This is a genomic window from Brevundimonas sp. GW821-FHT02A10 (assembly GCF_059422025.1).
On record NZ_JBWKWC010000001.1, the window covers coordinates 807,213 to 830,918 of the forward strand.

The window sequence follows — 23,706 nt, forward strand, 5'->3', positions numbered from 1 at the left end:
TGATCGGATTTTATTCCGCTCATCCCCGCGAAGGCGGGGACCCAGGTTTTAGCCAAGGTCTCCGCCATTGGCCTTCTACACCTACATCGTCGCCAGCAAGCGCAACGGCACGCTCTATATCGGCTCGACCGACAATCTGATCGTCCGCATCTCGCAGCACAGGGAAAAGGCGCGGCCGGACAGCTTCACGGCCAAGTACGATATCGACATCCTCGTCTGGTACGAGGTTCACGAAACCCGGGGGACCGCCTTCCGCCGCGAGCGACAGCTCAAGAAATGGAACCGGCTGTGGAAGCTCAGGCTCATCGAAGAGATGAACCCTGGGTGGCACGACCTGTTGGAAAGGCTGCAACCCTAGCCCAAAACCTGGGTCCCCGCCTTCGCGGGGATGAGCGGATTTTGGTGCCCGTTGATCCCTAGATATGTATCGCGTGTCCCAGCGCCCGCAGGGTCGCCTCGTGGAAGGCTTCGCCCAGCGTCGGGTGGACATGGATGACGCCCGCGACGTCTTCCAGAACCGCGCCCATTTCCAGCATCTGGGCGAAGCTGTTGGAGAGTTCGGCGACGTGCTGGCCGACGGCCTGAACGCCGAGCAGCCGGTGGTCGGCCTTCGAGGCCAGAACCCGGACGAAGCCGCCGTCCTCGCCCGCCTCGATGGCCAGCGCCCGGCCAATGGCGGCCAGCGGGAAGACGGCGGTGATCACGTCGTCGCGGCCCTCGACATCATTCGGACCGAGGCCGGCGGAGACGATCTCGGGCTCGGTGAAGCAGACGGCGGCGATGGTGACGGGGTCGAAGACCTTGTCGTGGCCCGCGATGATCTCGGCGACCACCTCGCCCTGGGCCGAGCCCTTGTGGGCCAGCATGGGTTCGCCGGTCAGGTCGCCGACGGCCCAGACGTTCTTCATATTGGTGGCGCAGCGGTTGTCGGTCTTCACGAACGGACCGTCCATGGTCACGCCCATGTTTTCCAGACCCCAGCCCTTGGTCCGCGGGCGACGGCCGACCGTGACCAGCACCTTGTCGGCGTCCAGCTGCAGCGGTTCGCCGTCCTTCGTGGTGATGGACAGCTTGCCGTCGCCGAAGCCGCCCGCGCGGGCGCCGAGGTGCATCTCGACGCCATGGCTGGTCAGCCACTTCATGACCGGGTCGGTCAGGGCCTTGTCGTAGAGGGGCAGGATCCGGTCGGCCATCTCGACGATGGCGACCTGGGCGCCCAGCTTGCGATAGGCGATGCCCAGCTCCAGCCCGATATAGCCGCCGCCGACCACGACCAGCTTGTTCGGCACCTTGTCCAGCGACAGGGCTTCGGTCGAGGAGATGACGTCGCCGCCGAAGGGCAGGAAGGGCAGTTCGACCGGCTCGGAGCCGGTGGCCAGAATGACGTGTTCGGCGGTGATGCGGATGTCGCCGTCCTCGGTCGTCACGACGCAGGTCTTGGCGTCGGCGAAGGTCGCCCAGCCCTTGATGACCTTGACCTTCGCCTTCTTCAGCAGGGCGGCGACGCCGTTGTTCAGCTTACGGACGATCCCGTCCTTCCAGGCGACCGTCTTGGACAGATCGATGGCCGGTTCCGACGCCGTGATCCCGAGCGTGCCGTCGCCGGCGGCCTTGAGCACCGTCTCATACTTGCCCGCCGCATGGATGATGGCCTTGGACGGAATACAGCCGACGTTCAGGCAGGTGCCGCCGAGCCCGTCGCCGCCGTCTACCAGCACGGTGTCGAGCCCCAGCTGGCCGCAGCGGATACCGGCCACATAGCCGCCGGTGCCGGCGCCGATGATCAGGACTTTGGTTTTGATCTGCTGCATCTTTTTACCGCTCATCCCCGCGAAGGCGGGGACCCAGTCCTTGATTGAAGCGATCCGGTCGGGATCGATATTAGGCAGTCTTTCCGGGGACTATCGCCCAAAGCGCTGGGTCCCCGCCTTCGCGGGGATGAGCGGATTGGGGGGAAGCCCTCACCCCATCCACAGCGTGGCGGGGTGCTCCAGCAGGCCCTTGATCCGTTGCACGAAGACGGCCGCGTCGTGGCCGTCGACGATGCGGTGATCGAAGCTGGACGACAGGTTCATCATCTTGCGCACGACCATCTGGCCGTCCTTGACCACCACCCGTTCGGCGATCTTGTTGGGGCCGACGATGGCCACCTCGGGGTGGTTGATGATCGGGGTGTGGACGACGCCGCCCAGGGTCCCCAGCGAGGTGATGGTGATGGTCGAGCCCGACAGCTCCTCGCGCTTGGCCGAACCGTCCTTGGCCGCGCCGGAGACGCGGGCGATCTCGGCGGCGGTGTCATAGGGGTCGCGCGCCTCGGCGTGGCGGACGACCGGCACCATCAGGCCGTTCGGCGTCTGGGCGGCGATGCCCAGATGGACGGCGGCGTGCTGGGTCAGAATCCCGGCCTCGTCGTCATAGGTCGCGTTGATCTGCGGCTGGTCGCGCAGGGCCACGATGATGGCGCGGGCGATGAAGGGCAGGACGTTGAGCTTTGCCTTGCCGGTGTGTTTCGCCTGGGCGTTCAGGTGGGCGCGCAGCTCTTCCACCGCCGTCATGTCGATTTCCTCGACATAGGTGATGTGCGGAATGCGGCGCACGCTCTCGGCCATCTTCTCCGCGATCTTGCGGCGCAGACCGATGATGCGGACCTCGGTCGTGCCTTCGGCCTGGGCATAGGTCGAGCCCGCAGCGGCCGGAGCCGCAGCCGGCTGCGACCCGCGCGCCAGGAAGGCGTCGAGGTCGGCGTGCTCGATGCGGCCGGCCGGGCCGGAGCCGGGCACGAACTGCAGCTCGACGCCCAGTTCGCGGGCGCGGTTGCGAACGGCGGGCGAGGCGAGCGGACGAACGCCGGGGGTCTGGGCGGTGCGGGCGACCGGCGCAGCCTCGGCGACGGCGACGGGCTTGGGCGCGGCGGCCCTGGCGGGAGCGGGCTTTGCCGTTTCAGCCTTGGGCGCGGGCTTTTCGACCGTCTTCGGCGCCGGGGCGGCCGCGACATTGCCCGGTCCTGCGACATCGAAGGTCACCAGAGGTCCGCCGACCGGGACCTGTTGTCCGGGCTGGCCGAACAGGGCGGCGACGACGCCCATGACGGGCGAAGTCAGTTCGACGGTGGCCTTGTCGGTCATGACTTCGGCCAGAAGCTGATCTTCCTCGACCGCGTCGCCGACCTTGACGTGCCAGGCGACCAGTTCGGCCTCGGCCGTGCCCTCGCCCACGTCGGGCAGTTTGAAGACATAGTTGCCGGCGGCAGCAACGGGTTCGGGCGCGGGTTCAGGCGCGGGGGCCTCGACCGGTTCGGCGGCTTCGGGCTCGGCGACCGCTTCGACGGGCGCGGGCGCCGGAGCGTCGGACGCATTGCCCGCTCCCTCGACCTCGAACTCCACCAGAGGCGAGCCGACGGCGGACATGACGCCGGGCTGGCCGTGGGTCGCGAGGACCACGCCGGAGACCGGCGAGGTCAGTTCGACGGTGGCCTTGTCGGTCATGACGTCGGCGAGGATCTGGTCCTCCTCGACGCGATCGCCGACCTTGACGTGCCAGGCGACCAGTTCGGCCTCGGCGGTGCCTTCGCCCACGTCGGGCAGTTTGAAGACATAGCGTCCCATCAGCGGGTTCCTCCCGTCATGACGGCTTTCAGGGCTGTGGCGACCCGTTCCGGCCCCGGGAAATATTCCCACTCGAAGGCGTGCGGATAGGGGGTGTCCCAGCCGCAGACGCGGCCGATGGGCGCTTCGAGATGATAGAAACAGCGCTCCTGGACCAGGGCGGACAGCTCCGCTCCGTACCCGGACGTTTTCGGCGCCTCATGCACGATGACGCAACGGCCGGTCTTCTTCACCGAGGCCTCGATGGTGGCGATATCCAGCGGCACGAGGGTGCGCAGGTCGATGACCTCGGCGTCCACGCCCGCATGTTCGGCGGCCGCCAGCGAGACCCAGACCATGGTGCCCCAGGCGAGGATGGTCACGTCCGAGCCTTCGCGGACGATCTTGGCCTCGCCGATCGGCACGACGTACTTTTCAGTCGGGACCTGGGCTTCGGGCTGCGCCTTCCAGGGCGATACCGGCTTCTGGTGCCAGCCATCGAAGGGGCCGTTGTAGAGGCGCTTCGGCTCGAAGAAGATGACCGGATCGTCGTCCTCGATGGCCGCTGTCAGCAGACCCTTGGCGTCATAGGGGTTGGACGGAACGACGACCTTCAGCCCGGCGATGTGGGTGAACAGGCTTTCCGGCGACTGGCTGTGGGTCTGGCCGCCGAAGATGCCGCCACCGTAGGGGCTGCGGACCACGATCGGGGTCGAGAACTGGCCGCCCGAGCGGTAGCGCATCTTGGCCGCCTCGGAGACGATCTGGTCGTAGGCCGGATAGATGTAGTCGGCGAACTGGATCTCGACGACCGGGCGCAGGCCGTAGGCCGCCATGCCGATGGCGGTTCCGACGATGCCGCTCTCATTGATCGGGGCGTCGAAGCTGCGGGTCAGGCCATGCTTTTGCTGCAGCTGGTCGGTGACGCGGAAGACGCCGCCGAAGAAGCCCGTATCCTCACCGTAGGACAGGACGTTGGGGTCCTCGGCCATCTTGACCGCCAGGGCCGAATTCAGGGCCTGGATCATGTTCATCGGGACGACGCCGGTCCCTTCCGAGACGGAGGCGGGGGTTTCGGTGGCGTCGGCCCCGTGGGAGGCCATGTCGGGATCGATGCCGTCGTGCTGATCAGCGGCGCTGTAGGTCTCGGTCATGCTCAGATCCCCACTTCGCCGCGCTGTTCGGTGATGCGCCAGTCCTCGGTCGCATAGACCTCCTCGAACATCTCCTTCACCGACGGGCGCGACTGGCCCAGGGTGCCGATGGCCTCGGATTCACGGCCGGCCTGACGGACCTGTTCGACGGCCTCCTTCAGAGCGGCCTCATGTTGTTCGTCGTCCCATTCCCCGATCAGGGTCAGGTGCTGGCGCAGGCGCTGGATCGGATCGCCGAGCGGCCATTGGTCGTGCTCGTCGGCCGGGCGGTATTTCGACGGATCGTCCGAGGTCGAGTGCGGGGCGCCGCGGTAGGTGAACATCTCGATCAGGGTCGCGCCCTGGTTGGTGCGGGCCCGCTCCTCGGCCCACTGGGTCGCGGCCCAGACGGCGAGGAAGTCGTTGCCGTCGACGCGCAGGGACGGGAGGCCGTAACCGATGGCCTTGGAGGCGAAGGTCGTCTCATTGCCGCCGGCGATGCCCTGGAAGGACGAGATGGCCCACTGGTTGTTGACGACGTTGATGATCACCGGGGCGCGGTAGACGCTGGCGAAGGTCAGGGCCGAGTGGAAGTCGCTCTCGGCCGTCGAGCCGTCGCCGATCCAGCTGATGGCGATCTTGTCGTCGCCCTTGTAGGCGCTGGCCATGGCCCAGCCCACGGCCTGGGGCAACTGGGTGCCGAGGTTGCCGCTGATCGTGAAGAAGCCGAAATCCCTGGCCGAATACATGATCGGCAGCTGACGGCCTTTGATCGGGTCCGCGGCGTTGGAATAGATCTGGTTCATCATCGTCGCGAGCGGATAGCCGCGCGAGATCAGCAGGCCCTGCTGGCGATAGGTGGGAAAGCCCATGTCCTCGCGGCTCAGGATCATCCCTTGGGCGACCGCGATGGCCTCCTCGCCGGTGCACTTCATATAGAAGCTGGTCTTGCCCTGGCGGTGGGCGCGGTGCATCCGGTCGTCGAAGGCGCGGGTCAGGATCATGGCCTTCAGGCCGCGGCGCGCCGTCTCGGGATCGAGGCGCGGGTTCCACGGACCGACCGCATTGCCCTCATCATCCAGCACCCGAACAAGGCGGAAGGCCAAGTCCATCATCTGGACGGGCCGGGAATCAACCGGGGGCCGGTCGACGGCGCCGGCGACGTCGAGCTTCAGTCCGCTGAAGTCCGGGGCGTCTCCGGGACGGCCCGAAGGCTCCGGAACGCGCAGGGACAGGGGCTGGGTGTTCCTGGTCATTTGGTCCTGCCTGTTGGCCTGCGCCTGGTTGATCCGGCCGCATTTGCCTTTATAGCGCCTGATAGCAGACGCGGCAGATCAAGACTTACCGAAGTTCGCCTTGCATTAGGCGGTTTCAGGGTATTTTATTGCGTCATAACGACAAACGGAGAAACGCCTTGGCGGACGAACTCGATCCTATCGACGCGAGAATTCTGGACATCCTGCAGCAGGACGCGGGGCTGTCCGTCGCGGAGGTCGCCGATCGGGTCGGTCTGTCCGCCTCGCCGTGCTGGCGGCGCATCAAGAGACTGGAAGATTCCGGCCTGATCCGCAAGCGGGTCACCCTGCTGGACGCCAAGCTGCTGGGCCTGGACTTCGAGGTCTATGCCATCGTCAAGCTGATGCTGCCCTCGTCCGAGAACCTGCAGACCTTCGAGACCGCCGTCAGCGACTGGCCGGAAGTCGTCCAGTGCGCCACCATCACCGGCCGCGAAGACTATGTGCTGCGGATCGTCACCTCCGACATGCACGCCTTCGACAAATTCCTGCGCGAGAAGCTGCTGGCCCTGGCCATCGTCTCGGACTGCGAGAGCCATATCGTGACGCGCGGCGTGAAGAATGTGACCGCCCTTCCCCTCGGCATCATCACCCCCCACGTGCGATAGAGACGGCAGACTCAGAGGGGATACGACATGATCGAGATGGTGATCGACGCGCGGCGCAAGGATCTCGGCGGGTTCGAGGTCGGCCGCGTCCTGCCGTTCCATTCGCGGCGGATGATCGGCCCCTTCATCTTCCTGGACCAGATGGGACCGGCCGAGTTCGCGCCGGGCTCGGAATCGATCAACGTCCGCCCCCACCCGCACATCGGCCTGTCGACCCTGACCTATCTGTTCGAGGGCGAGATCATGCACCGCGACAACCTGGGCTTCACCCAGGCCATCCGTCCGGGCGAGGTCAACTGGATGACGGCCGGCAAGGGCATCGTCCACTCCGAGCGCACCGATCCGCTGAAGAAGGCGCAGGGCGGCCCGATGCACGGGATGCAGGCCTGGATCGCCCTTCCCAACGAGGCCGAGGAGATGGACCCCGGCTTCTTCCACCATGGCGAGGCCGATCTGCCCGCCTATGAGAACGGCGGCCTGTTCGCGCGTCTGGTGGCGGGCGAGGCTTACGGCGCCTCTTCGGCGGTGAAGACCTCCTCGCCGCTCTTCTATGTGCACTGGGAAATGGAGGAGGGGGTGCGCACCGCCCCTCCTCCGGGCAAGGGCGCCGGCGGCATGTCCGAACGCGCCCTCTATGTCGCCAAGGGCCAGATCGAGGTCGCGGGCCGCACCTTCCACGAGGGCCAGCTGATCGTGCTGGAGCCCCAGGCCGAACCCACCGTCAAATCCCTGACCAAGTCGACCGTCATGGCGCTCGGCGGCGAGCCCGTCGGCGAACGACTGATCTGGTGGAATTTCGTCGCCTCCTCACAGGAGCGGATCGATCAGGCCAAGGCCGACTGGAAGGCCGGCCGCATGGCCCTGCCGACCGAGGACGATCTGGAGTTCATCCCCTTGCCCGACACCCCCGCGACGCCGGAACCGGCGCCCGCCGAGGTGACGCCCAAACCGACGGATCCGGTCTAGAGAATTAGAACCGGGCGTTGAACGACTTCACCGTGAACGAACCATCCCCTTCGTTCATGGTCGCCGCGACAATCCGCTTTCCGTCGGTGCGGATGTTCACCAGCCCGTAGACGAGCCGGTTCATGATCCGGGCCCCCGCGGCGGAACGGTTGACCGTGGTAGGGTTCAAGGCGCCCGGCGGCGTCACCGTCGAGGTAAATTGAATGCCGCTCAAGGCGGCGTCCCGATAGTCGACGTTGCCGACCCGGACGGTGTTCAGCGTTCCAACCTGGACTGATCTCGCAAGTTCCGTCGAATAGACCAAGGGCGTCACCAGAGCGTCGCCGTCAGTGGTCACGTGACCGGTCAGTCCGCTCGCAGCCACGATCCGGGGCCGCGGATGATCATGCCCCTCATCGTCTCCGGAACTGATAACCGTACAGCCGGCGTTGACGTGGCGAAGGAAGGACAGGGACACGTCATCCGAGCCGTGATGGCAAGCCTTGGCCACATCGCAGGCGAACATCGCCTCCTGACCACTGAACTCGGCAAGGAGGGCCTTGTGCGCCGCCGCGTTGAGGTCACCGGTCATCAGGACCCGGCTGTTTCCGAAGTCGAACCTGAGCAAGACGCTGGTGCCATTGGTGTTCTGACTGTCGGAAGATCCCAGCCGCAGAACGGCGGGCGCGCCGGCCACATCACGGCCTATCGGCCCCAACACCTTGATCGAAACCGGCTGCCCCGCGCCGAAACCAGGCAGCCAGCCGACAGTCTGGTTCAGACGCTGGATCGGGGTGGGTCGATCGTCTGCGGTTCGTGTGGCGAGGACGTTCTTGATCAGTGCTCGCCACTCCCCGGTGAGCTTCGGCCCGACGCTTTCATCCACGGCTGCGGTCGCCGACACCCGGTCGTCCAGCACCCGGGTGAACCATGACGCTCCGCCCACGGCTTGATAGGGGCCGAGTTCCCGACCGCCGCCAGCCTTGCCCCAATACGACAGGCCGGAATGATAGAAGCCGTCGACAGTGATTTTCTGACAGTTCAGCTCGTCCAGCTGCGCGACGTCCAGAATGTCGTTGAGGCCGCCGAAATGGTCGTAGTCGATGTGCGACGAGACCATGGCGTCCAGCACGATGGTGTCCGAACCGTAGTCCTTGTTGAATTTCCAGTCGACGAAATCGGCCGCGCTCTTGCCCGTTGGCTGGGCCTTACGGGGATACCCTCCATCAATCAGGATGTGGTGGAAGTCGGGGGTCTTGATCAGGACTCCGTCGCCCTGTCCCACGTCGATGAAATAGTATTCCAACAGGGATTGGCCGCCGAGCGCAGACTTTTCAATCCAACCGCTCGCCCCCCGGATACGCACTTCCTGACGCGCTGCGGTCTGCCCCTGGAGGAGGTGGACGCCGTCACCCCAGAGCCCGAACCGTGCGACCTTCTTGGTGACGGCGTTGGGATAGATTTTTACGCTGTCGGTGCTGATGAAATCTTCAAACCCTGGATTGAAAGTCATGCCTCACGCTCCCGTTCTGCGTCAGGCTAACACAACGTTCAGGTTTGGATATCTTCGTTCTTTGAATTTCACGAAACGGTCTTAGAGGCCCTTCAGGAACCCCAGCAGGGCCGCATTGATTTCCTCAGGCCGTTCCTGCTGCAGCCAGTGGCCGGCGCCGGGCAGGACGATCTGGCCGCGCAGGTCGGTCAGCCATTTCGACAGTCCGGCCTCGTGTTGGCCCGCGTAGCGTCGCACCGGATCGCGCTCGCCGACGAGGAAGAGCGACGGCTGGTCGATGGTCTTGTCCTGCAGGAAGGCGGTCTGGCTCCAGTTCAGATCGATGCAGCGATACCAGTCGATCGGACCGCGGAAGCCGCCCTCGGAGAAGGCGTCGACATATTCGGCGAAATGGGCCCCGCTGAGCCAGGGCGGCAGGACGGCGTCGTCGTCGATGCTCTCGAGCATGGAGACGCCCGGCGTCAGGAAGCCGGTCGACTGGCCGTCGTCGGCGGTGGCTCCGTCATAGGACCAGAACATCTTCCTGAGGGTTGTCGCCGGATCGACGTCGAAGGCCTCATGGGCGCGGCTGGAAGCGGCTGATGTAGAGATCTCCGAGACCGGCGCGTTTGGCGAGCGTCGCCATCATCGGCGTCGGCGCCCCCTTCGGAATGCGTGGCTGGAACGGCACCGACAGGCCCGCCACAGCCTTGAAGATGTCGGGCCGCAGCAGGGCGCAGTGCCAGGCGACGGGCGCGCCCCAGTCATGGCCGACGACGACGCAGGTCTTTTCGCCCAGAGCCCTCACCATATCGACCATGTCCCCGACCAGTTTGAGGATCGAATAGTCCTCGCGCCGCTCCGGCTTGTCGGTCCCGCCATAGCCACGCATGTCGGGCGCCACGGCATGATAGCCCGCCGCCGCCAGGGCCTCGACCTGCGCCCGCCAGCTGACGCCCAGTTCGGGAAAGCCGTGGATGAGCAGCACCAACGGGCCGTCTCCGGCCTCGAGGATCTGCTGGTTCAGGCCGTCGGTCCTGATGATCCGGGTCTGCATGGCGTCTCTCCCGCGGCCCGTTCGACGCCGCCCTTTGCACCCTTGGCGGGCGTCGTGCATTGAAAGGCCATGACCCGCATGACCTCGCTTCCGGACGGTACCCTGCTCCCCGTGCTCGGCCAAGGCACATGGGAGATCGGCGACGATCCGAAGACCGCCGATGCCGAACAGGCCGCCCTGTCGCGCGGCCTCGACCTGGGCCTGACCCTGATCGACACCGCCGAACTCTATGGGAACGGCAAAAGCGAACGGCTTGTCGGGGAGGTGATCAGGGATCGGCGCGAAGAGGTCTTTCTGGTCTCCAAGGTGCGGCCCGAGAACGCCGGTGAAATGTCGATGATGCTGGCGTGCGAAAAGAGCCTTGAGCGCCTCGGCGTGGACCGGCTCGATCTCTATCTTCTTCACTGGGAAAGCCGTTTCCCGATGGACGAGATCATCGCCGGTTTCGAGGAACTGATCGACGAGGGGATGATCGCCCGCTGGGGCGTGTCCAACCTCGACCTCAGGGCCATGGACCGGATGGAGGCGCTGGACGGCGGCGTCGGCTGCCAGACCGATCAGGTGCTCTATCACCTCGGCTCGCGCGGCATCGAGTTCGACCTTCTGCCCTGGGCGCAGGAGCGGAACATGCCGCTGATGGCCTATTCCCCCCTGGGGCGCGGCGGCAAAGGGGGCCTGCTGGAGCATCCGGCCCTGATCGAGATCGCCGATCGCCACGACGTCTCCACCGCCCAGATCGCCCTGGCCGCCATCCTGCGTCAGGAGGGCGTCATCGCCATCCCCAAGGCCTCCACCGTCGCCCACGTCGGGGCCAATGCCGAAGCGCTGGAGATCGAACTGGACGCCGAGGATCTGGCGGTGCTGGACCGCGCCTTCCCGCCGCCCACGACCGCGCAGCCGCTGGACATCATCTGAGGCGGCGTAGAGGCGGCGCCATCCGGAGTGGCGCCCGGCATCAGAAACTATCTTTCCGACTGGAATCGCACGTGAAATTCGTCCCAATCTTGAGACAATGATCGGTTGTGAACGCTCACCCGCTTTACGTTCAGACTGTCTTCACGCGATGAAGTCCATGCATGCATTCGGCGCACGGCTCGGTTGATTCGAAACCCGTTTCGAGGGAAACCGGTACGCAACGCATAAGCATCGGTCAGGCGACCGCAAGCGTCGGGGGACGCGACCGGAGACCGCTTGATTGACGACCGGCTTACGCCGGTCGAGCGAGCGGCGGCTTCGTCGGGGGACGAGGCCGCCGTTCATAATTTCAGGACAAACAGAAACGGCCCCGGGATCGCTCCCGGGGCCGTCCTGCATTCCGTCGTCCGGATGGCTTAAGCGGCGGCCTTCTGGGCGCCGGCGAAGTTTCCGTAGAAGGTCTCGCCCTTGGCGGCCATGTCGCGCAGCAGCTGCGGGACCTTGAAGCGGTCGCCGTAGGTGGCGGCCAGACGGTCGGCCGTCTCGACGAACTTCGCCAGACCGGTCTGGTCGATCATCGTGATCGGGCCGCCGGTCCAGGGCGCGAAGCCCCAGCCCAGGATGGCGCCGAGATCGGCCTCGCGCGGGTCGTCGATGACGCCCTCTTCCCAGCAACGGGCCACTTCGACGGCCTGACGGTACAGCAGGCGGGTCTTCAGCTCATCGATCTGGGCGAAGGCGCCGGGCTCTTCGGGGCCGTCGATGTGTTTGGTGACCGGCGCCAGTTCGGCGAGGCCCGCCCACAGGGTCTTGGGCTTGGTGGCGTAGTCGTAGAAGCCCATGCCGTTCTTGCGACCAAAGCGGCCGCCCTCGACCATCTTCGCGACGATGTCGGCGCCCTCGGCCGGGACGTATTTGTCGCCCAGGTCCAGAGCCGTCTGCTTGGCGATCTTGTAGGAGAGGTCCAGCGCGACGTCGTCGTGCATTTCCAGCGGACCGCGCGGCATGCCGGTCATACGGCCGACGTTGTCGATCAGGGCCGGGGCCCAACCCTCCTCCAGCATCGCCATGCCTTCCATCAGGAAGGTGGAGAAGCAGCGCGAGGTGTAGAAGCCGCGGCTGTCGTTGACGACGATCGGGGTCTTCTTGATCTTCAGGACGTAGTCGAGGGTCTTGGCGATGGCCGCCTCACCCGTCTTCTCACCGAGAATGATCTCGACCAGCATCATCTTGTCGACGGGCGAGAAGAAGTGGATGCCGATGAAGTCCTCGGGGCGCACCGACGCTTCGGCCAGGCCGGTGATCGGCAGGGTCGAGGTGTTGGAGCCGAAGATGGCGCCTTCGGCCAGCTGGGCCTCGGCGCGCTTCGTCACATCCGCCTTGATCTCGCGGTTTTCGAACACGGCCTCGACGACCAGGTCCGAACCCTTGATCAGGTCATAGTCGGTGGTCGCGGTGACCGAGCCGAGCAGGGCGTCGAACTTCTCCTGCGTCAGCTGACCGCGCGACAGGCGCTTCTTCAGCAGTTCCTCGACGTGGGCCTTGCCCTTGTCGGCGGCTTCCTGGGTCTGGTCGATCAGGATGGTCTCGATCCCGGCCATGGCCTGAACATAGGCGATGCCCGCGCCCATCATGCCGGCGCCGATGACAGTGACCTTCTTCGGGTCCGACTTCGGAACGCCCGCCGGACGCACGGCGCCCTTGTCCAGCTCCTGCTTGGACAGGAACAGCGAGCGGATCATGGCCTGGGCCTGCGGCGTCATCAGGGTCTTGATGAAGTAGCGGGTCTCGATGCGCAGGGCGGCGTCGATCGGCACCTGAATGCCTTCGTAGACGGCCTTCATCAGGTTCAGGGCGGCAGGATAGTTGCCGTAGGTCTGCTTCTTGATCATGGCGTTGCCGACCAGGAAATTCTGGATGCCCGCCGGATGATAGGGGCCGCCGCCGGGCTGTTTGAAGCCCTTGTCGTCCCACGGGGCCTGGGCCTTGCCGCCGCCCTTGATCCAGGCCTTGGCGGCCTCGACCTCGGCGCCGGCCGCAACGACCTCATGGATGATGCCGGCGCCCTTGGCGTCGTTGGGACGGAAGGACTTGCCCTCGGTCATGGCCATCATCGCCGCCTGGACGCCGATCAGGCGCGGCAGACGCTGGGTGCCGCCGCCGCCCGGGAACAGGCCGACCTTGATCTCGGGAAGGCCGAGCTGGATCTTCGGATTGTCGCCGGCGACGCGGTAGTGGCAGGCCAGCGTCAGTTCCAGACCGCCGCCGAGCGCCAGACCGTTGATGGCCGCCGCGACCGGCTTGCCGCAGGTCTCGATGGCGCGCAGGGCGCCATTCATCTTCCAGCCCGCGTCGAAGGCGTCCTGAAGCGAGGCGCCGCCGATCATGCCGCCGGCCATGTCGCCGAGGTCTGCGCCGGCGCAGAAGCCCGAGGTCTTGCCCGAGGTGATCACCGCGCCCTTGATGGTCTCGTCGGTCTTGATGAGCTCGGCCAGTTCCGGCAGCTCGGCCATGACGCCGGAAGTCAGGGTGTTCATCGAACGGCCCGGGACGTCGAAGGCGATGGTCGCGATGCCGTCAGCGTCGACGTCGATCTTGAAGTTCTCGAAGGTTTTCATGGTCATACTCTCCGGGATCAGACGCGTTCGATGACGGTGGCGGTGCCCATGCCGCCGCCGATGCACAGGGTGACCAGAGCGGTCGACTTGTTCGAGCGCTCCAGCTCGTCCAGGGCGATGCCGGTGATCATGGCGCCGGTGGCCCCGAGCGGGTGGCCCATGGAGATGCCGCCGCCGTTCACGTTCATCTTGGCGTGGTCGATGTTCAGGGCCTGCATGTAGCGCAGGACGACGGCGGCGAAGGCCTCGTTCAGCTCCCACAGGTCGATGTCGTCGGGGGTCATGCCCAGCTTGCCGAGCAGCTTGCGGGTCACATATTCGGGGCCCGTCAGCATGATCGACGGCTCCGAGCCGATCGAGGCGCCGCCGAGGATCTTGGCGCGCGGCTTCAGGCCCAGGGCCTTGCCGGCTTCCAGGGTGCCGATCAGGACGCCGGCCGAACCGTCGACGATGCCCGAGGAGTTGCCCGGGGTGTGGACGTGGTTGACGCGCTCGACCTCGGGGTAACGCTGGTTGATCACGGCGTCGAAGGCCATCTCGCCCATCATCGTGAAGGACGGGTTCAGGGCGCCCATGGTCTGCATGTCCGAGTTCGGACGGATGGTCTCATCATGATCCAGACGGATCAGGCCCAGCTGGTCCTTGACCGGGACGACCGATCTGGCGAACCGGCCCTCGGCCCAGGCCTTGGCGGCGCGCTTGTGGCTTTCGACCGAATAGGCGTCCACGTCGTCTCGACTGAAGCCGTACTTCGAGGCGATCATGTCAGCAGACACGCCCTGGGGCACGAAATAGGTGTTGAAGGCCGAGGTCGGATCGACCGGCCAGGCGCCGCCATCCGAGCCCATCGGCACGCGGCTCATGGCCTCGACGCCGCCGCCCACTGCAAAGTCGGCCTCGCCGGACTTCACCTTGGCCGTGGCCATGTTCACGGCTTCCAGACCCGAGGCGCAGAAGCGGTTGATCTGGACGCCCGCGGTGTACTGGGACCAGCCGGCGTTGAGCACGGCGGTGCGGGCGATGTCGGCGCCCTGTTCACCCACCGGGGTCACGCAGCCCAGGATGACGTCGTCGACTTTCGAGGTGTCCAGATCGTTGCGGTCACGCAGGGCCTGCAGCACCTGGGTCGCCAGATCCAGACCCGTGATCTCGTGCAGGGATCCGTCCTTCTTGCCCTTGCCGCGCGGGGTGCGCACCGCGTCATAGATATAGGCGTCAGCCATGGGAGTCAGTCTCCAATAAGGACGGTTCGAAGCGTTGGCGCCATGAACCCTACGTTTACGTCAACGTCAAGTAAGAAGGCATGCGGCAGAAGGGTAGTCCTGCATTCGTGATCGTCCCAGAGGGACCGCGGGCGATCCGGCGCCAAACCGGTTTGCGTTAGCCGTTTTTTCGTCGGCCTCGCGTATCGTCGTTTGGCATGAACCCTGCGGAGACAGGGCGAGACGGCTCGAAACGGGCCTGATCGGGACAGGTGGGGAACAATGCGTATCGGCCATCACGGCTATGAGATCGAAGTGCACGGCGGTCGGACGGACTGGCTGTGGGTCATCTTCGATGAGGACGGGGACCAGCTGCGCTCCGGCCACGCCCCGACACAGGCCTCGGCCACGCGCCGCGCCCGCCGCGCGGTCGCCTGGCTGCGCAACCCGCTGATCGCCTGGATCGAACCCCTGCTCCCCTCGGCCTCGCATCACGCCTGATGGAGACGCCGGCTAGTCCGGCGCGTGGCATACCGCCTCGACGTTGAACCCGTCCGGATCGAGGACGAAGGCGGCGTAATAGGTTGCGCCATACTGCGGACGCAGACCCGGCCCGCCATTGTCCCGGCCGCCCGCCGCCAACGCGGCCGCGTGAAAGGCGTCGACCTCGGCCCGCCTCGCGGCGCGGAAGGCGACATGATTGCCCTCGCCGGGACGCTCCCTGTCGGCGATGACGAAATCGACCTCATCGCCGACCCCGAACATCACCGCCGTGCCGCCGACGTCATTGGTCGCATCGTGGATGAACCGATAGCCGAGCGGCTTCAGAGACGCCTCATAGAAGGCTCTGGAACGGGCGATGTCGGTCACCGCCAGGCCGATGTGGTCGATCATGCGAAGGCCTCCCTGCCTCGTTCCTCCAACGCGAAACGGCGAAAAAGGCGCCCGTTGTGTCAGACGCCGGACACTCACAAGCCGCTGTTCTCGCTAACGACTCGCACCTAGCTGCGCCGTAGGAACACGCGCCCGGCCCATGCCTTTTCCCGCCAGACACGCCCTGCTGTCAGGAGGAAGAACGCCATGGCCCAGACCTATGAAGAGATGGACGCGATCGCGATGCTGAAGGCCGACCACCGCAAGGTGGAAGAGATTTTCGCCGCCTTCGAGGCCGCCACCAGTCCCGCGAAGAAGCAGAAGCTGGCCCTTGAGGCCTGCCTTGAGCTGAAGGTGCACACCACGATCGAGGAGGAAATCTTCTATCCGGCCTGCGAGGGCAAGATCGAGGAGGACCTGCTCAAGGAAGCCTATGTCGAGCACGACGGCGCCAAGCTGCTGATCAACGAGATCGAAGCGGGCAGCCCCGAGGACGATTTCTACGACGCGAAGGTCAAGGTGCTGTCGGAAGAGATCGAACACCACGTCAAGGAGGAGGAGCAGCGCGTCGAGGGCATGTTCGCCCAGGCCCGCGCGGCCGGCCTCGACATGGACGCTCTGGCCGACGCCATGCGCGCCCGCAAGAAGACGGCGATGGAAGAATTCCAGGCCGGAAAGCCCGCCCAGACCCGCACGCTCGAAGGCGACAAGGGCGTCGAGACCGCTCCGCCCCCCACCGCCGAAGCGCGCTGACCCAGCCGGGGCCGACGACCCTGACCCTTGTCGCCGGCCCCGCCTTTCCGCCCGGTGTTGACACACCCCCTCCCCCGTCCGACAACGCCGCTCCGGAAAAGTCCCGCCGCATTCCGCGCGCGGGCTTTCTGCTTTTGGAGGGACTGTCCCGTGTCCACAAACCATCTGATGGGTGTCTACAATCGTGCTCCGCTGGAAGTGGAACGCGGGCGAGGCGCGCGTCTGTGGTCCACGGATGGCACCGAATATCTGGACATGGTCTCCGGCATCTCGACCAACGCCCTGGGCCACGCCCATCCGGTGCTGGTCCAGGCGGTCAAGGACCAGGCCGAGAAGCTCTGGCACGTCTCCAACATCTACCGGATCCCGGGCCAGGAGCAGCTGGCGGACATGCTGTGCGAGCATTCGTTCGCCGACCGCGTCTTCTTCGCCAACTCGGGCACCGAGGCGGTCGAGTGCGCCCTGAAGACCGCGCGCCGCTACCACTGGGCCAATGGCGCGCCTGAGCGGATCGACATCTATGGCTTCGACGGCTCCTTCCACGGCCGGACCTATGGCGCGATCAACGCTGCCGCCAACCCGGCCTATGTCGAGGGCTTCGGCCCGAAGATGGAAGGCTTCCATCAGCTGCTCTGGGGCGACCGCGAGGCGCTGGAAGCCGCTCTGACCAATCCGACCACCTGCGCCATCGTGCTGGAGCCGGTCCAGGGCGAAGGCGGATGCCGCGTCACCCCGGACGAGGACCTGCGCTGGCTGCGTCAGATGGCCGACGAAAACGGCGTCCTGATCATCTTCGACGAGGTCCAGTGCGGCATGGGCCGGACCGGCAAGCTGTGGGCCCACGAATGGGCCGGCATCGCCCCGGACATCATGGCCATCGCCAAGGCGCTCGGCGGCGGCTTCCCGATCGGCGCCTGCCTGGCCACGGAAAAGGCGGCCTCAGGCATGGTCGCGGGCGTCCACGGCACCACCTTCGGCGGCAACCCCCTGGCCATGGCCGTGGGTCTGGCGGCCTTCGGCGAACTGGTGAAGCCCGAGCTGATCCAGAACGTCAACGAGATCGCCGCCTATCTGAAACAGCAGCTGGCCGGCCTGCAGGACCGCTTCCCGGACGTCATCGTTGACGTGCGCGGCAAGGGGCTGCTGATCGGGGTCAAGCTGGTCCCGAACAACCGCGACTTCATGGCCTTGGCCCGCGATGACCAGCAGCTGCTGATCGCCGGCGGCGGCGACAACTGCTGCCGCATCCTGCCGCCGCTGAACCTGACGCTCGATGAGGCGCGCGAGGCGATCCGTCGCTTCGAGGGCGCCTGCGAAACGGCGCGGGAACAGATGAAGGCGGTCGCCTGATGGCCCAGACTCCCGTTCGGCATTTCCTCGACATCCATCGGCTGGACGCCGCCGACCTGCGCGCCATTCTCGATGACGCCCACGCCCGCAAGGCCGCCCGCAAGGGCTGGCCCCAGGGCCGCGCCGACGCCGACGCTCCGGGCAAGGATCGCGTGCTGGCGATGATTTTCGAGAAGAACTCGACGCGCACCCGCTTCAGCTTCGACGCGGCCATCCGCCAGCTGGGCGGCGCCTCGATCATCGCCACGGCTTCAGACATGCAGCTGGGTCGCGGCGAGCCGGTCGAGGACACGGCGCGCGTCCTGTCGCGCATGGTCGATGCGGTGATGATCCGCGCCAACAGCCATGAGGACGTCGAACGCTTCGCCCGCGTCTCGACCGTGCCGGTGATCAACGGCCTGACCGACCGGTCGCACCCGTGCCAGATCCTGGCCGACCTGCAGACCATCGAGGAGCAGAAGGGGCCGATCGCGGGCAAGACCATCGCCTGGGTCGGGGACGGCAACAACGTCTGCCACAGCTTCATGCATGCGGCGCCCAAATTCGGCTTCCACCTGAACGTCGCCTGCCCGGCCGAATACCATCCGGACCTGCACGACCTGGCCAAGGGCGGCAACGCCGTCACCCTGACGGCCGACCCGCGCGAGGCGGTCAAGGGCGCCGACGTCGTGGTCACCGACACCTGGGTGTCGATGGGCGACAGCGACTATGAAGCGCGCCTGCAGGCTTTCGAGGCCTATACGGTCGACGAGGCCCTGATGGATCTGGCCGATCCGGACGCCGTCTTCCTGCACTGCCTGCCCGCACACCGCGGGGAAGAAGTGACCGACGCCGTCATCGACGGGCCGAAGTCGCTGGTCTGGGACGAGGCCGAGAACCGCATCCACGCCCAGAAGGCCGTCCTGGCGTGGTGCTTCGGGGCCTTCTAGGCCCCGTAGGTGACGAAGGAGACCACGTTGCCGTCAGGATCGGCGACGTGGAAATCCGTACCGCCCCACGGCTGGGTCGTCAGGGGATGGGCGAAGGCGACGCCGCGACCGGCGAACTCGTCGTACAGGGCCTTCACGTCGGTGACGGAGAAGGAGCCGCAGATCAGCTGTTCCGCCTGCGCCGCGGCCGCCGCGAAGGGCGGCTCGTCGACATGGCGCATGTGGATCACCACCCCGTCGCGCGACACCGCGCCGTAGAAGGCCGGCTCGCCATGGAGGAAGTCGGTCCTGAAGCCGAGCTTCTGCGTGAAGAAGGCCGCACAGCGCGGCACGTCCGAGACCAGAAGGATGGGGACCAGTCCGGTGACTGTCGTCATTCGACACCCTTCTGCAGAGATTTCGGCGCCTGGATCGCCCAGGCAGACCGGATCAGGCCCTGAAGCTCGGAGACATCCAGCGCCCCCAGCCGGGCCAGGACCGCAGGATAGCCGCGATAGTGGTCGTCGTCGAAGAAGCGGTCGGGCGCCGTCTCGATCAGCATTTCCTTGGCGGCGAGGTCGCAGCGGATGGCGACGACGCCGGGCACGACCTCCCGCTTCGCCTTCGGCCTGGCCCGCGCCAGATAGCTCCAGCTCAGGCCCTTCTTGCCGACGCCGAAGCCCAGCCCCTCGCCCGAAACGCCGGGCAGGCTGAGCGCGATGTGGGCGAGATCGGCGGGCGTGGCCATTACGACAGACCACGCCCTTTCCGTCGTCAGGGCAAGCTAGTTCAGATTGACGTCCGCCACCCCGCCGGCGTCGGGCAGGGTCTTGGTCAGATTGGCCTTGGCGATCTCGAACATGAAGCCGACCGGCCCCTTCTTCGACACCCACACCCGGCCATCGTCGCCGTCGAAGCGGATCAGGGTCAGGTGCGGGTCGTCCTTACCCTCGGGATACCAGGCGGCCAGCACCGGGTTCCAGTATTTGTCGATCCGCTCGCGGTTCTGGTCGATCGACAGGTCGCCGTGGATACAGGCGTAAACCTGCTGATCCTTCGATTGATAGGTGAACATGCCTGTCTGGCCGCCAACGGCCACGTCGCGGGCGAAGTCGGTGTCATCGCGGGTGAAGAACCAGATCGTCCCGGTCTCCTCCTCGCGGAAGCCGGTCATGGGCTGGTTGTGATAGCCGGGCTGGTCCAGTCCCAGCATGCCGGTGTTGGAGCTTTTCAGATGCTTCCAGAATTCCTTTTCCGCCTCGGCGGCGGTCAGATCGTCGGCCATGGTCGTCTCCTGTTCCTCATGTTCGGGGTTGGAGACTGAACCGCCTTAAGGCGTTGAAGTTCCTAAAGGCTCCGCTTGATCAGCCGCCCGGATGGGTGATCCCGAGCAGGGCGGCGACATGGACCGCCAGCAGGAAGCTGATCGCCCCGAACAGCAGCATCAGGAAGCGCCAGGGCGCCATGCGCACCCCTTTCAACAGATCGGGCGGCCGCTGACCGCGCCAGCCGGCGAATACGGTCACGGCCAGGCAGACGGCGAGAAGGATCAGGGTGGGGTTCAGAGGCACCCGGCCCAACTGGCGGCGAAGGCCGGAGGAAACAAGCCCGAGGGCCCGAATTCCTTGCCCGGGCGTTAATCTTTACGGGTGGTTAACCATGATTAAGCCACACACGCCTTGGGGACAGAGGATTTCCACAGGAAGATCGGTCGCCCCCAACATCTTGGGGTTAACGTAAGATTTACACCCCGGATATGGGCGACTAGCGTGGCGTCTCGTACGTCGGGGAGCGAATCGGTGAGCGCAGCTGCGCCTTGGAGCGTCAAGGGTATCGACCCCAAGGCACGCGAAGTCGCAAAGGACCTCGCGCGTCGCTCCGGCATGACGCTGGGCGAGTGGCTCAACACCATGATCATGGACGACGGCGAGGACGAGGAAATCGTCGTGCCCCTGTCCCGCCGTGCCCACGCCGCCGACTCCTTCGAACGCCGCAGCCGTTCGCGCCGCCTCGACGACGCCTATGACCGCGAGCCGGGCTATGAGCGCGAGGAGCGCTACGCCGCCTCGTCGCCTTCCTTCTCCTCCTCCCATTCGGACGACACCCTGCAGCGCGTCGCCGCGTCGGTGGACGCCATCGCCGCCCGTCTGGAAGCCGCCGAGCGCCGCTCGACCGTGGCCATCCAGGGCGTGGATCAGGCCGTCGCCGGTCTGGTGCGCCGCCTCGACGGCGCCGACCAGGAAACGCGCACCTATGGCCGTCGCATCGACGACATCTCCGAAGAGCTCAAGGAAGGCCACCGCCGCCTGCGCCGCTTCGAGCAGGAAGTCGGCCCCGATACCAAGGCCACCTTCGGCAAGGTCGAGAGCGGCATCGGCGCCATCGCCGCGCGCCTCTACGACATCGAGGAACGCCAGCGGACCAGCCTGAACGAACTGCGGCAGCGCATGGACGCCGCCGAGAAGTCGGTCAGCGCCCTGCCAAACGGTCAGGGCGTGGGCACGGAGATGATGGCGCAGGTCAGCGCGCGTCTGGACACCGCCCAGGCCCACACGACCGAGGCCCTGCGCGGTCTGGAACGTTCGTTCGCCGGCCTCGACCAGCGGCTGCGCGCCGCCGAGGGTCGGGTCGAGCCGGAAGGCTCGCGCGAGGCCGCCCGCTTCGAGAAGCTGGCCGAGACCCTGGCCCGTCAGGTCGACGCCAACCGCGCCGAGATGATCCAGCGGCTGGACACGGCCGAACGCGAAGGCCGGATGGACCGCATCGAGCGCGCCATGGCCGCCATCGGCGAACAGGCCCGCGCCGCCGAGCAGCGCTCCGCCCAGGGCATCGACGCCATGGGCCGCGAGGTCCTGCGCATCGCCCAGAACCTGAACAACCGGATGCAGGCCGCGGACGCCCGCGCCACCACCCTGGACGCCGCCATCCAGCGGGTCGAGGCGGGCGTCTCGGACAAGATCGCCCGCGCCGGCCAAGCCATCGCCGCCGACCTGAACTCCAGCCTCGGCGACAAGCTGGATCGCGACATGGGCCGCTACGCCCAGGCCGTCGAACACCGACTGAACCGCACCGACGACCAGCACGCCCTGGCGCTGGAAAAGCTGGGCGGGGAGATCACCCGCATCTCGGACCGTCTGGCCGATCGCATCGCCCAGTCCGAGCGCAAGTCGGCCCAGGCGCTGGAAGACATCGGCCGGCGTCTGTCGGACAGCTCCAGCCGTATCGAACAGACCTACGACCGCGCCTCGGGCGAGCTGGCGGAACGGATGCGCCTGTCGGAGGAACGCACCGCCCGCCTGCTGGAAGAGGCCCGCGAGCGCATCGAGAGCCGCGTCGACCGTGCCGGCCGTTCTTCGCTCGACTTCCCCGAGCCGGTCGAGGCGCCGCACGCCGCTCCCGCTCCCTCCGCCCTGTCAGCCGCCTCGGACCTGAGCCAGCCCGACTGGCGCGCCACCGCCTTCCCCGACGAAGATTTCGGCGCGGCGCCGGACGACATCTGGTCGACAGATCCCCTCATCTCGGACGAGCGCGCGCCCGCACCCTTCCCCGGCCGCTTCGGCGAGCCTGAGGCCGCGGCCGACACCGTCTTCGACCCGGCCCGCGCGGTCGCCGAGATCCTGGCCTCGCCGCGTCTGGCCCAGCCCACGGCCGCCGAGCCGGTGATCGAGCCGAGCTTCTCCACCCCGGTCTTCGCTCAACCCGCCCAGGCTGCCGCCGCGCCGGAAGCCCTGCCCGAACCCTTCGCCGCCCCCGCTTTCGGCGGCTTCGGCGGCGCCGACGTCGAGGACGCCCTGGAGGCCACGGCCGCCGTCGCCCCCGACGTCTATTCGCCCGAAACCCATGCGGCGGAACCCGAACCTGCCTTCGCGCCCCAGGCTCAGGCCCCGGCCGCAGCCGGCTTCGGCGCGCCTCCGGCCTTCGACCCGGCCGATGCCTTCGACGCCGGTACGGACGAGTTCGCCGCCGAGACCGATTTCGTCGATGCCCGTTCGATGCGCGCCGGCCTGTCCGCCGGCGCCGCCGGTGGCCGCGCCGCTTCGACCCGCAGCGCCATCGACGCCGCCCGCGCCGCCATGACCGCCGCTCCGGAAGCCGAGGAGCCGCGCGCCGGCTTCGGCCTGAAGCGCGGCGGCAAGTCGCGCCTGCAGGAGCGTCTGGACAAGCAGGCCAAGAGCGGTTCGACCATTCGCAAGGGGCTCCTGGCCTCGGTGACCGGCATGGCCCTGGTCGGCGCCCTTTACACGACCAATCGTCTGGCCGGCGGGCAAGGCTTCGAGCTGCCGGGCATGGACGGCGTGCGTCAGGCTCTGGGTCTGGCTCCGGCCGCCGCCGCCGAGGAAGCCGCGCCCCTGGCCGCTGTGGCCCTGACGGGAGACGCGACCCCGACCGACGCCGTGCCCCTCCCCTCGAGCGAGGCTCAGGCCCTGTTCGACCAGGCGACCGAGGAACTGTCGGGCGGCAAGCCGGAAGGCGTCGCCACCCTGACCCGCGCCGCCAACATGGGTCTGCCCGCCGCCCAGCTGAAGCTGGTGGAGATGTACGAAAACGGCGTGAACGGCGTCGCCCGCAACCAGACCGAAGCCCGGCTCTGGGCCCGGCGCGCGGCCGGCGCCGGCGACCCGCTCGGGATGCGCGCCTACAGCATGTATCTCTATGACGGCGTCGGCGGCGCGGGGAACCGCGCCGAGGCCCTGGACTGGCTGGTCAAGGCCGCCGACCGCGGCGAGGTCAATAGCCAGTTCAACGCGGCCAAGATCTATCAGTACGGAACCGAGGGCGTGGCTCCGAACCCGACCGAGGCCTACAAATGGTATCTGATCGCAGCGCGTCAGGGCGACCAGGAGGCCAAGGCGGCCGCCGATCGGCTGGGCCCGACCCTGTCCGCCTCGGCCCGCGCCTCGGCCCGCGCCGCCGTCGAAGCCTTCCAGACCGATCCTCTCGGCTGAGCGATCGGGCCTGAACGCCCCAATGAC

At 66.9% G+C, this 23,706-nt stretch carries 23 protein-coding genes; 9 read left to right on the forward strand and 14 right to left on the reverse strand.

Annotated elements, in window-relative coordinates; translation table 11 throughout:
* Positions 1-67 precede the first annotated feature (67 nt).
* Positions 68-358, forward strand: coding sequence for a GIY-YIG nuclease family protein (locus tag AC07U0_RS03630; protein ID WP_494718656.1), 291 nt, complete (start codon positions 68-70; stop codon positions 356-358).
* Between the two features lie 58 nt (positions 359-416).
* Here the strand turns inward: AC07U0_RS03630 and lpdA are convergent, their stop codons facing one another.
* The 4 genes from lpdA to AC07U0_RS03650 form a co-directional block, all read right to left on the reverse strand.
* Positions 417-1,811 (reverse strand): dihydrolipoyl dehydrogenase, encoded by a 1,395-nt coding sequence (gene lpdA, locus AC07U0_RS03635; protein WP_494718657.1) that lies wholly within the window; start codon positions 1,809-1,811, stop codon positions 417-419.
* A gap of 150 nt (positions 1,812-1,961) precedes the next feature.
* Positions 1,962-3,605: a dihydrolipoyl dehydrogenase family protein gene (locus tag AC07U0_RS03640; RefSeq protein WP_494718658.1), complete on the reverse strand. Its 1,644-nt coding sequence runs from the start codon at positions 3,603-3,605 to the stop codon at positions 1,962-1,964.
* A complete protein-coding gene (locus AC07U0_RS03645) occupies positions 3,605-4,738 on the reverse strand; it encodes an alpha-ketoacid dehydrogenase subunit beta (RefSeq protein WP_494718659.1) in 1,134 nt (377 codons plus the stop codon). The genes AC07U0_RS03640 and AC07U0_RS03645 overlap by 1 nt, the downstream gene beginning before the upstream one ends.
* Positions 4,739-4,740: 2 nt before the next feature.
* Positions 4,741-5,973: a 3-methyl-2-oxobutanoate dehydrogenase (2-methylpropanoyl-transferring) subunit alpha gene (locus AC07U0_RS03650; protein ID WP_494718660.1), complete on the reverse strand. Its 1,233-nt coding sequence runs from the start codon at positions 5,971-5,973 to the stop codon at positions 4,741-4,743.
* 158 nt (positions 5,974-6,131) lie between these two features.
* On the opposite strand from AC07U0_RS03650, the gene AC07U0_RS03655 reads away from it, so the two are divergent.
* Together AC07U0_RS03655 and AC07U0_RS03660 are read left to right on the forward strand one after the other, a co-directional pair.
* Positions 6,132-6,620: an Lrp/AsnC family transcriptional regulator gene (locus tag AC07U0_RS03655; RefSeq protein WP_494718661.1), complete on the forward strand. Its 489-nt coding sequence runs from the start codon at positions 6,132-6,134 to the stop codon at positions 6,618-6,620.
* Between the two features lie 27 nt (positions 6,621-6,647).
* Entirely contained in the window at positions 6,648-7,586 is a 939-nt protein-coding gene (locus AC07U0_RS03660) for a pirin family protein (protein ID WP_494718662.1), read from the forward strand.
* Between the two features lie 4 nt (positions 7,587-7,590).
* Here the strand turns inward: AC07U0_RS03660 and AC07U0_RS03665 are convergent, their stop codons facing one another.
* The 3 genes from AC07U0_RS03665 to AC07U0_RS03675 all read right to left on the reverse strand — a co-directional run bounded on the left by AC07U0_RS03665 (position 7,591) and on the right by AC07U0_RS03675 (position 10,114).
* Positions 7,591-9,078: a ComEC/Rec2 family competence protein gene (locus AC07U0_RS03665; RefSeq protein WP_494718663.1), complete on the reverse strand. Its 1,488-nt coding sequence runs from the start codon at positions 9,076-9,078 to the stop codon at positions 7,591-7,593.
* A gap of 81 nt (positions 9,079-9,159) precedes the next feature.
* Positions 9,160-9,597 (reverse strand): alpha/beta fold hydrolase, encoded by a 438-nt coding sequence (locus AC07U0_RS03670; protein ID WP_494718664.1) that lies wholly within the window; start codon positions 9,595-9,597, stop codon positions 9,160-9,162.
* 37 nt (positions 9,598-9,634) lie between these two features.
* Entirely contained in the window at positions 9,635-10,114 is a 480-nt protein-coding gene (locus AC07U0_RS03675; RefSeq protein ID WP_494718665.1) for an alpha/beta fold hydrolase, read from the reverse strand.
* Between the two features lie 69 nt (positions 10,115-10,183).
* Here AC07U0_RS03675 and AC07U0_RS03680 point away from each other — a divergent pair, with 69 nt between their 5' ends.
* Positions 10,184-11,029: an aldo/keto reductase gene (locus AC07U0_RS03680; RefSeq protein ID WP_494718666.1), complete on the forward strand. Its 846-nt coding sequence runs from the start codon at positions 10,184-10,186 to the stop codon at positions 11,027-11,029.
* Between the two features lie 416 nt (positions 11,030-11,445).
* Here AC07U0_RS03680 and AC07U0_RS03685 read toward each other — a convergent pair whose 3' ends face one another.
* Positions 11,446-13,653, reverse strand: a complete 2,208-nt coding sequence (locus AC07U0_RS03685) for a 3-hydroxyacyl-CoA dehydrogenase NAD-binding domain-containing protein (protein ID WP_494718667.1) — start codon at positions 13,651-13,653, stop codon at positions 11,446-11,448.
* Positions 13,654-13,664: 11 nt separating this feature from the next.
* On the reverse strand, positions 13,665-14,870 hold the full coding sequence (locus tag AC07U0_RS03690; RefSeq protein ID WP_494718668.1) for an acetyl-CoA C-acetyltransferase: 1,206 nt from the start codon (positions 14,868-14,870) through the stop codon (positions 13,665-13,667).
* A gap of 261 nt (positions 14,871-15,131) precedes the next feature.
* On the opposite strand from AC07U0_RS03690, the gene AC07U0_RS03695 reads away from it, so the two are divergent.
* Complete coding sequence (locus tag AC07U0_RS03695; protein WP_494718669.1) at positions 15,132-15,350, forward strand: hypothetical protein; 219 nt, start codon at positions 15,132-15,134, stop codon at positions 15,348-15,350.
* Between the two features lie 12 nt (positions 15,351-15,362).
* Here the strand turns inward: AC07U0_RS03695 and AC07U0_RS03700 are convergent, their stop codons facing one another.
* Positions 15,363-15,743: a VOC family protein gene (locus AC07U0_RS03700; RefSeq protein WP_494718670.1), complete on the reverse strand. Its 381-nt coding sequence runs from the start codon at positions 15,741-15,743 to the stop codon at positions 15,363-15,365.
* A gap of 186 nt (positions 15,744-15,929) precedes the next feature.
* Here AC07U0_RS03700 and AC07U0_RS03705 point away from each other — a divergent pair, with 186 nt between their 5' ends.
* The 3 genes from AC07U0_RS03705 to argF all read left to right on the forward strand — a co-directional run bounded on the left by AC07U0_RS03705 (position 15,930) and on the right by argF (position 18,754).
* The gene (locus AC07U0_RS03705) at positions 15,930-16,475 is read left to right on the forward strand and encodes a hemerythrin domain-containing protein (RefSeq protein ID WP_494718671.1); all 546 of its coding nucleotides are present in this window, start codon (positions 15,930-15,932) and stop codon (positions 16,473-16,475) included.
* Between the two features lie 150 nt (positions 16,476-16,625).
* Positions 16,626-17,825: an aspartate aminotransferase family protein gene (locus tag AC07U0_RS03710; protein ID WP_494718672.1), complete on the forward strand. Its 1,200-nt coding sequence runs from the start codon at positions 16,626-16,628 to the stop codon at positions 17,823-17,825.
* The gene (gene argF, locus AC07U0_RS03715; protein WP_494718673.1) at positions 17,825-18,754 is read left to right on the forward strand and encodes an ornithine carbamoyltransferase; all 930 of its coding nucleotides are present in this window, start codon (positions 17,825-17,827) and stop codon (positions 18,752-18,754) included. Before AC07U0_RS03710 ends, argF begins: the two co-directional genes overlap by 1 nt.
* Here argF and AC07U0_RS03720 read toward each other — a convergent pair.
* The 4 genes from AC07U0_RS03720 to AC07U0_RS03735 all read right to left on the reverse strand — a co-directional run bounded on the left by AC07U0_RS03720 (position 18,751) and on the right by AC07U0_RS03735 (position 20,304).
* Complete coding sequence (locus AC07U0_RS03720; protein ID WP_494718674.1) at positions 18,751-19,131, reverse strand: glyoxalase superfamily protein; 381 nt, start codon at positions 19,129-19,131, stop codon at positions 18,751-18,753. The genes argF and AC07U0_RS03720 overlap by 4 nt on opposite strands.
* Positions 19,128-19,481 (reverse strand): MmcQ/YjbR family DNA-binding protein, encoded by a 354-nt coding sequence (locus AC07U0_RS03725; RefSeq protein ID WP_494718675.1) that lies wholly within the window; start codon positions 19,479-19,481, stop codon positions 19,128-19,130. Before AC07U0_RS03725 ends, AC07U0_RS03720 begins: the two co-directional genes overlap by 4 nt.
* Before the next feature lie 36 nt (positions 19,482-19,517).
* A complete protein-coding gene (locus AC07U0_RS03730) occupies positions 19,518-20,018 on the reverse strand; it encodes a pyridoxamine 5'-phosphate oxidase family protein (protein WP_492946682.1) in 501 nt (166 codons plus the stop codon).
* A gap of 79 nt (positions 20,019-20,097) precedes the next feature.
* Positions 20,098-20,304 carry a hypothetical protein gene (locus tag AC07U0_RS03735; protein ID WP_494718676.1) on the reverse strand — a complete coding sequence of 69 codons (207 nt, stop codon included), beginning with the start codon at positions 20,302-20,304 and terminating at the stop codon, positions 20,098-20,100.
* A gap of 228 nt (positions 20,305-20,532) precedes the next feature.
* Between AC07U0_RS03735 and AC07U0_RS03740 the strand changes: the two genes are divergently transcribed.
* Positions 20,533-23,679 (forward strand): SEL1-like repeat protein, encoded by a 3,147-nt coding sequence (locus AC07U0_RS03740; protein WP_494718677.1) that lies wholly within the window; start codon positions 20,533-20,535, stop codon positions 23,677-23,679.
* Positions 23,680-23,706 lie beyond the last annotated feature (27 nt).

What these genes read in the sequence shown, in the direction of transcription:
- AC07U0_RS03720 (WP_494718674.1), bottom strand. Translation starts at nt 19,131, where the DNA reads ATGACGACAGTCACCGGACTGGTCCCCATCCTTCTGGTCTCGGACGTG.
- AC07U0_RS03705 (WP_494718671.1), top strand. Translation starts at nt 15,930, where the DNA reads ATGGCCCAGACCTATGAAGAGATGGACGCGATCGCGATGCTGAAGGCC.
- AC07U0_RS03690 (WP_494718668.1), bottom strand. Translation starts at nt 14,870, where the DNA reads ATGGCTGACGCCTATATCTATGACGCGGTGCGCACCCCGCGCGGCAAG.
- AC07U0_RS03695 (WP_494718669.1), top strand. Translation starts at nt 15,132, where the DNA reads ATGCGTATCGGCCATCACGGCTATGAGATCGAAGTGCACGGCGGTCGG.
- AC07U0_RS03680 (WP_494718666.1), top strand. Translation starts at nt 10,184, where the DNA reads ATGACCCGCATGACCTCGCTTCCGGACGGTACCCTGCTCCCCGTGCTC.
- AC07U0_RS03650 (WP_494718660.1), bottom strand. Translation starts at nt 5,973, where the DNA reads ATGACCAGGAACACCCAGCCCCTGTCCCTGCGCGTTCCGGAGCCTTCG.
- AC07U0_RS03685 (WP_494718667.1), bottom strand. Translation starts at nt 13,653, where the DNA reads ATGACCATGAAAACCTTCGAGAACTTCAAGATCGACGTCGACGCTGAC.
- AC07U0_RS03675 (WP_494718665.1), bottom strand. Translation starts at nt 10,114, where the DNA reads ATGCAGACCCGGATCATCAGGACCGACGGCCTGAACCAGCAGATCCTC.
- AC07U0_RS03665 (WP_494718663.1), bottom strand. Translation starts at nt 9,078, where the DNA reads ATGACTTTCAATCCAGGGTTTGAAGATTTCATCAGCACCGACAGCGTA.
- argF (WP_494718673.1), top strand. Translation starts at nt 17,825, where the DNA reads ATGGCCCAGACTCCCGTTCGGCATTTCCTCGACATCCATCGGCTGGAC.
- AC07U0_RS03660 (WP_494718662.1), top strand. Translation starts at nt 6,648, where the DNA reads ATGATCGAGATGGTGATCGACGCGCGGCGCAAGGATCTCGGCGGGTTC.
- AC07U0_RS03700 (WP_494718670.1), bottom strand. Translation starts at nt 15,743, where the DNA reads ATGATCGACCACATCGGCCTGGCGGTGACCGACATCGCCCGTTCCAGA.
- lpdA (WP_494718657.1), bottom strand. Translation starts at nt 1,811, where the DNA reads ATGCAGCAGATCAAAACCAAAGTCCTGATCATCGGCGCCGGCACCGGC.
- AC07U0_RS03640 (WP_494718658.1), bottom strand. Translation starts at nt 3,605, where the DNA reads ATGGGACGCTATGTCTTCAAACTGCCCGACGTGGGCGAAGGCACCGCC.
- AC07U0_RS03670 (WP_494718664.1), bottom strand. Translation starts at nt 9,597, where the DNA reads ATGTTCTGGTCCTATGACGGAGCCACCGCCGACGACGGCCAGTCGACC.
- AC07U0_RS03645 (WP_494718659.1), bottom strand. Translation starts at nt 4,738, where the DNA reads ATGACCGAGACCTACAGCGCCGCTGATCAGCACGACGGCATCGATCCC.
- AC07U0_RS03725 (WP_494718675.1), bottom strand. Translation starts at nt 19,481, where the DNA reads ATGGCCACGCCCGCCGATCTCGCCCACATCGCGCTCAGCCTGCCCGGC.
- AC07U0_RS03730 (WP_492946682.1), bottom strand. Translation starts at nt 20,018, where the DNA reads ATGGCCGACGATCTGACCGCCGCCGAGGCGGAAAAGGAATTCTGGAAG.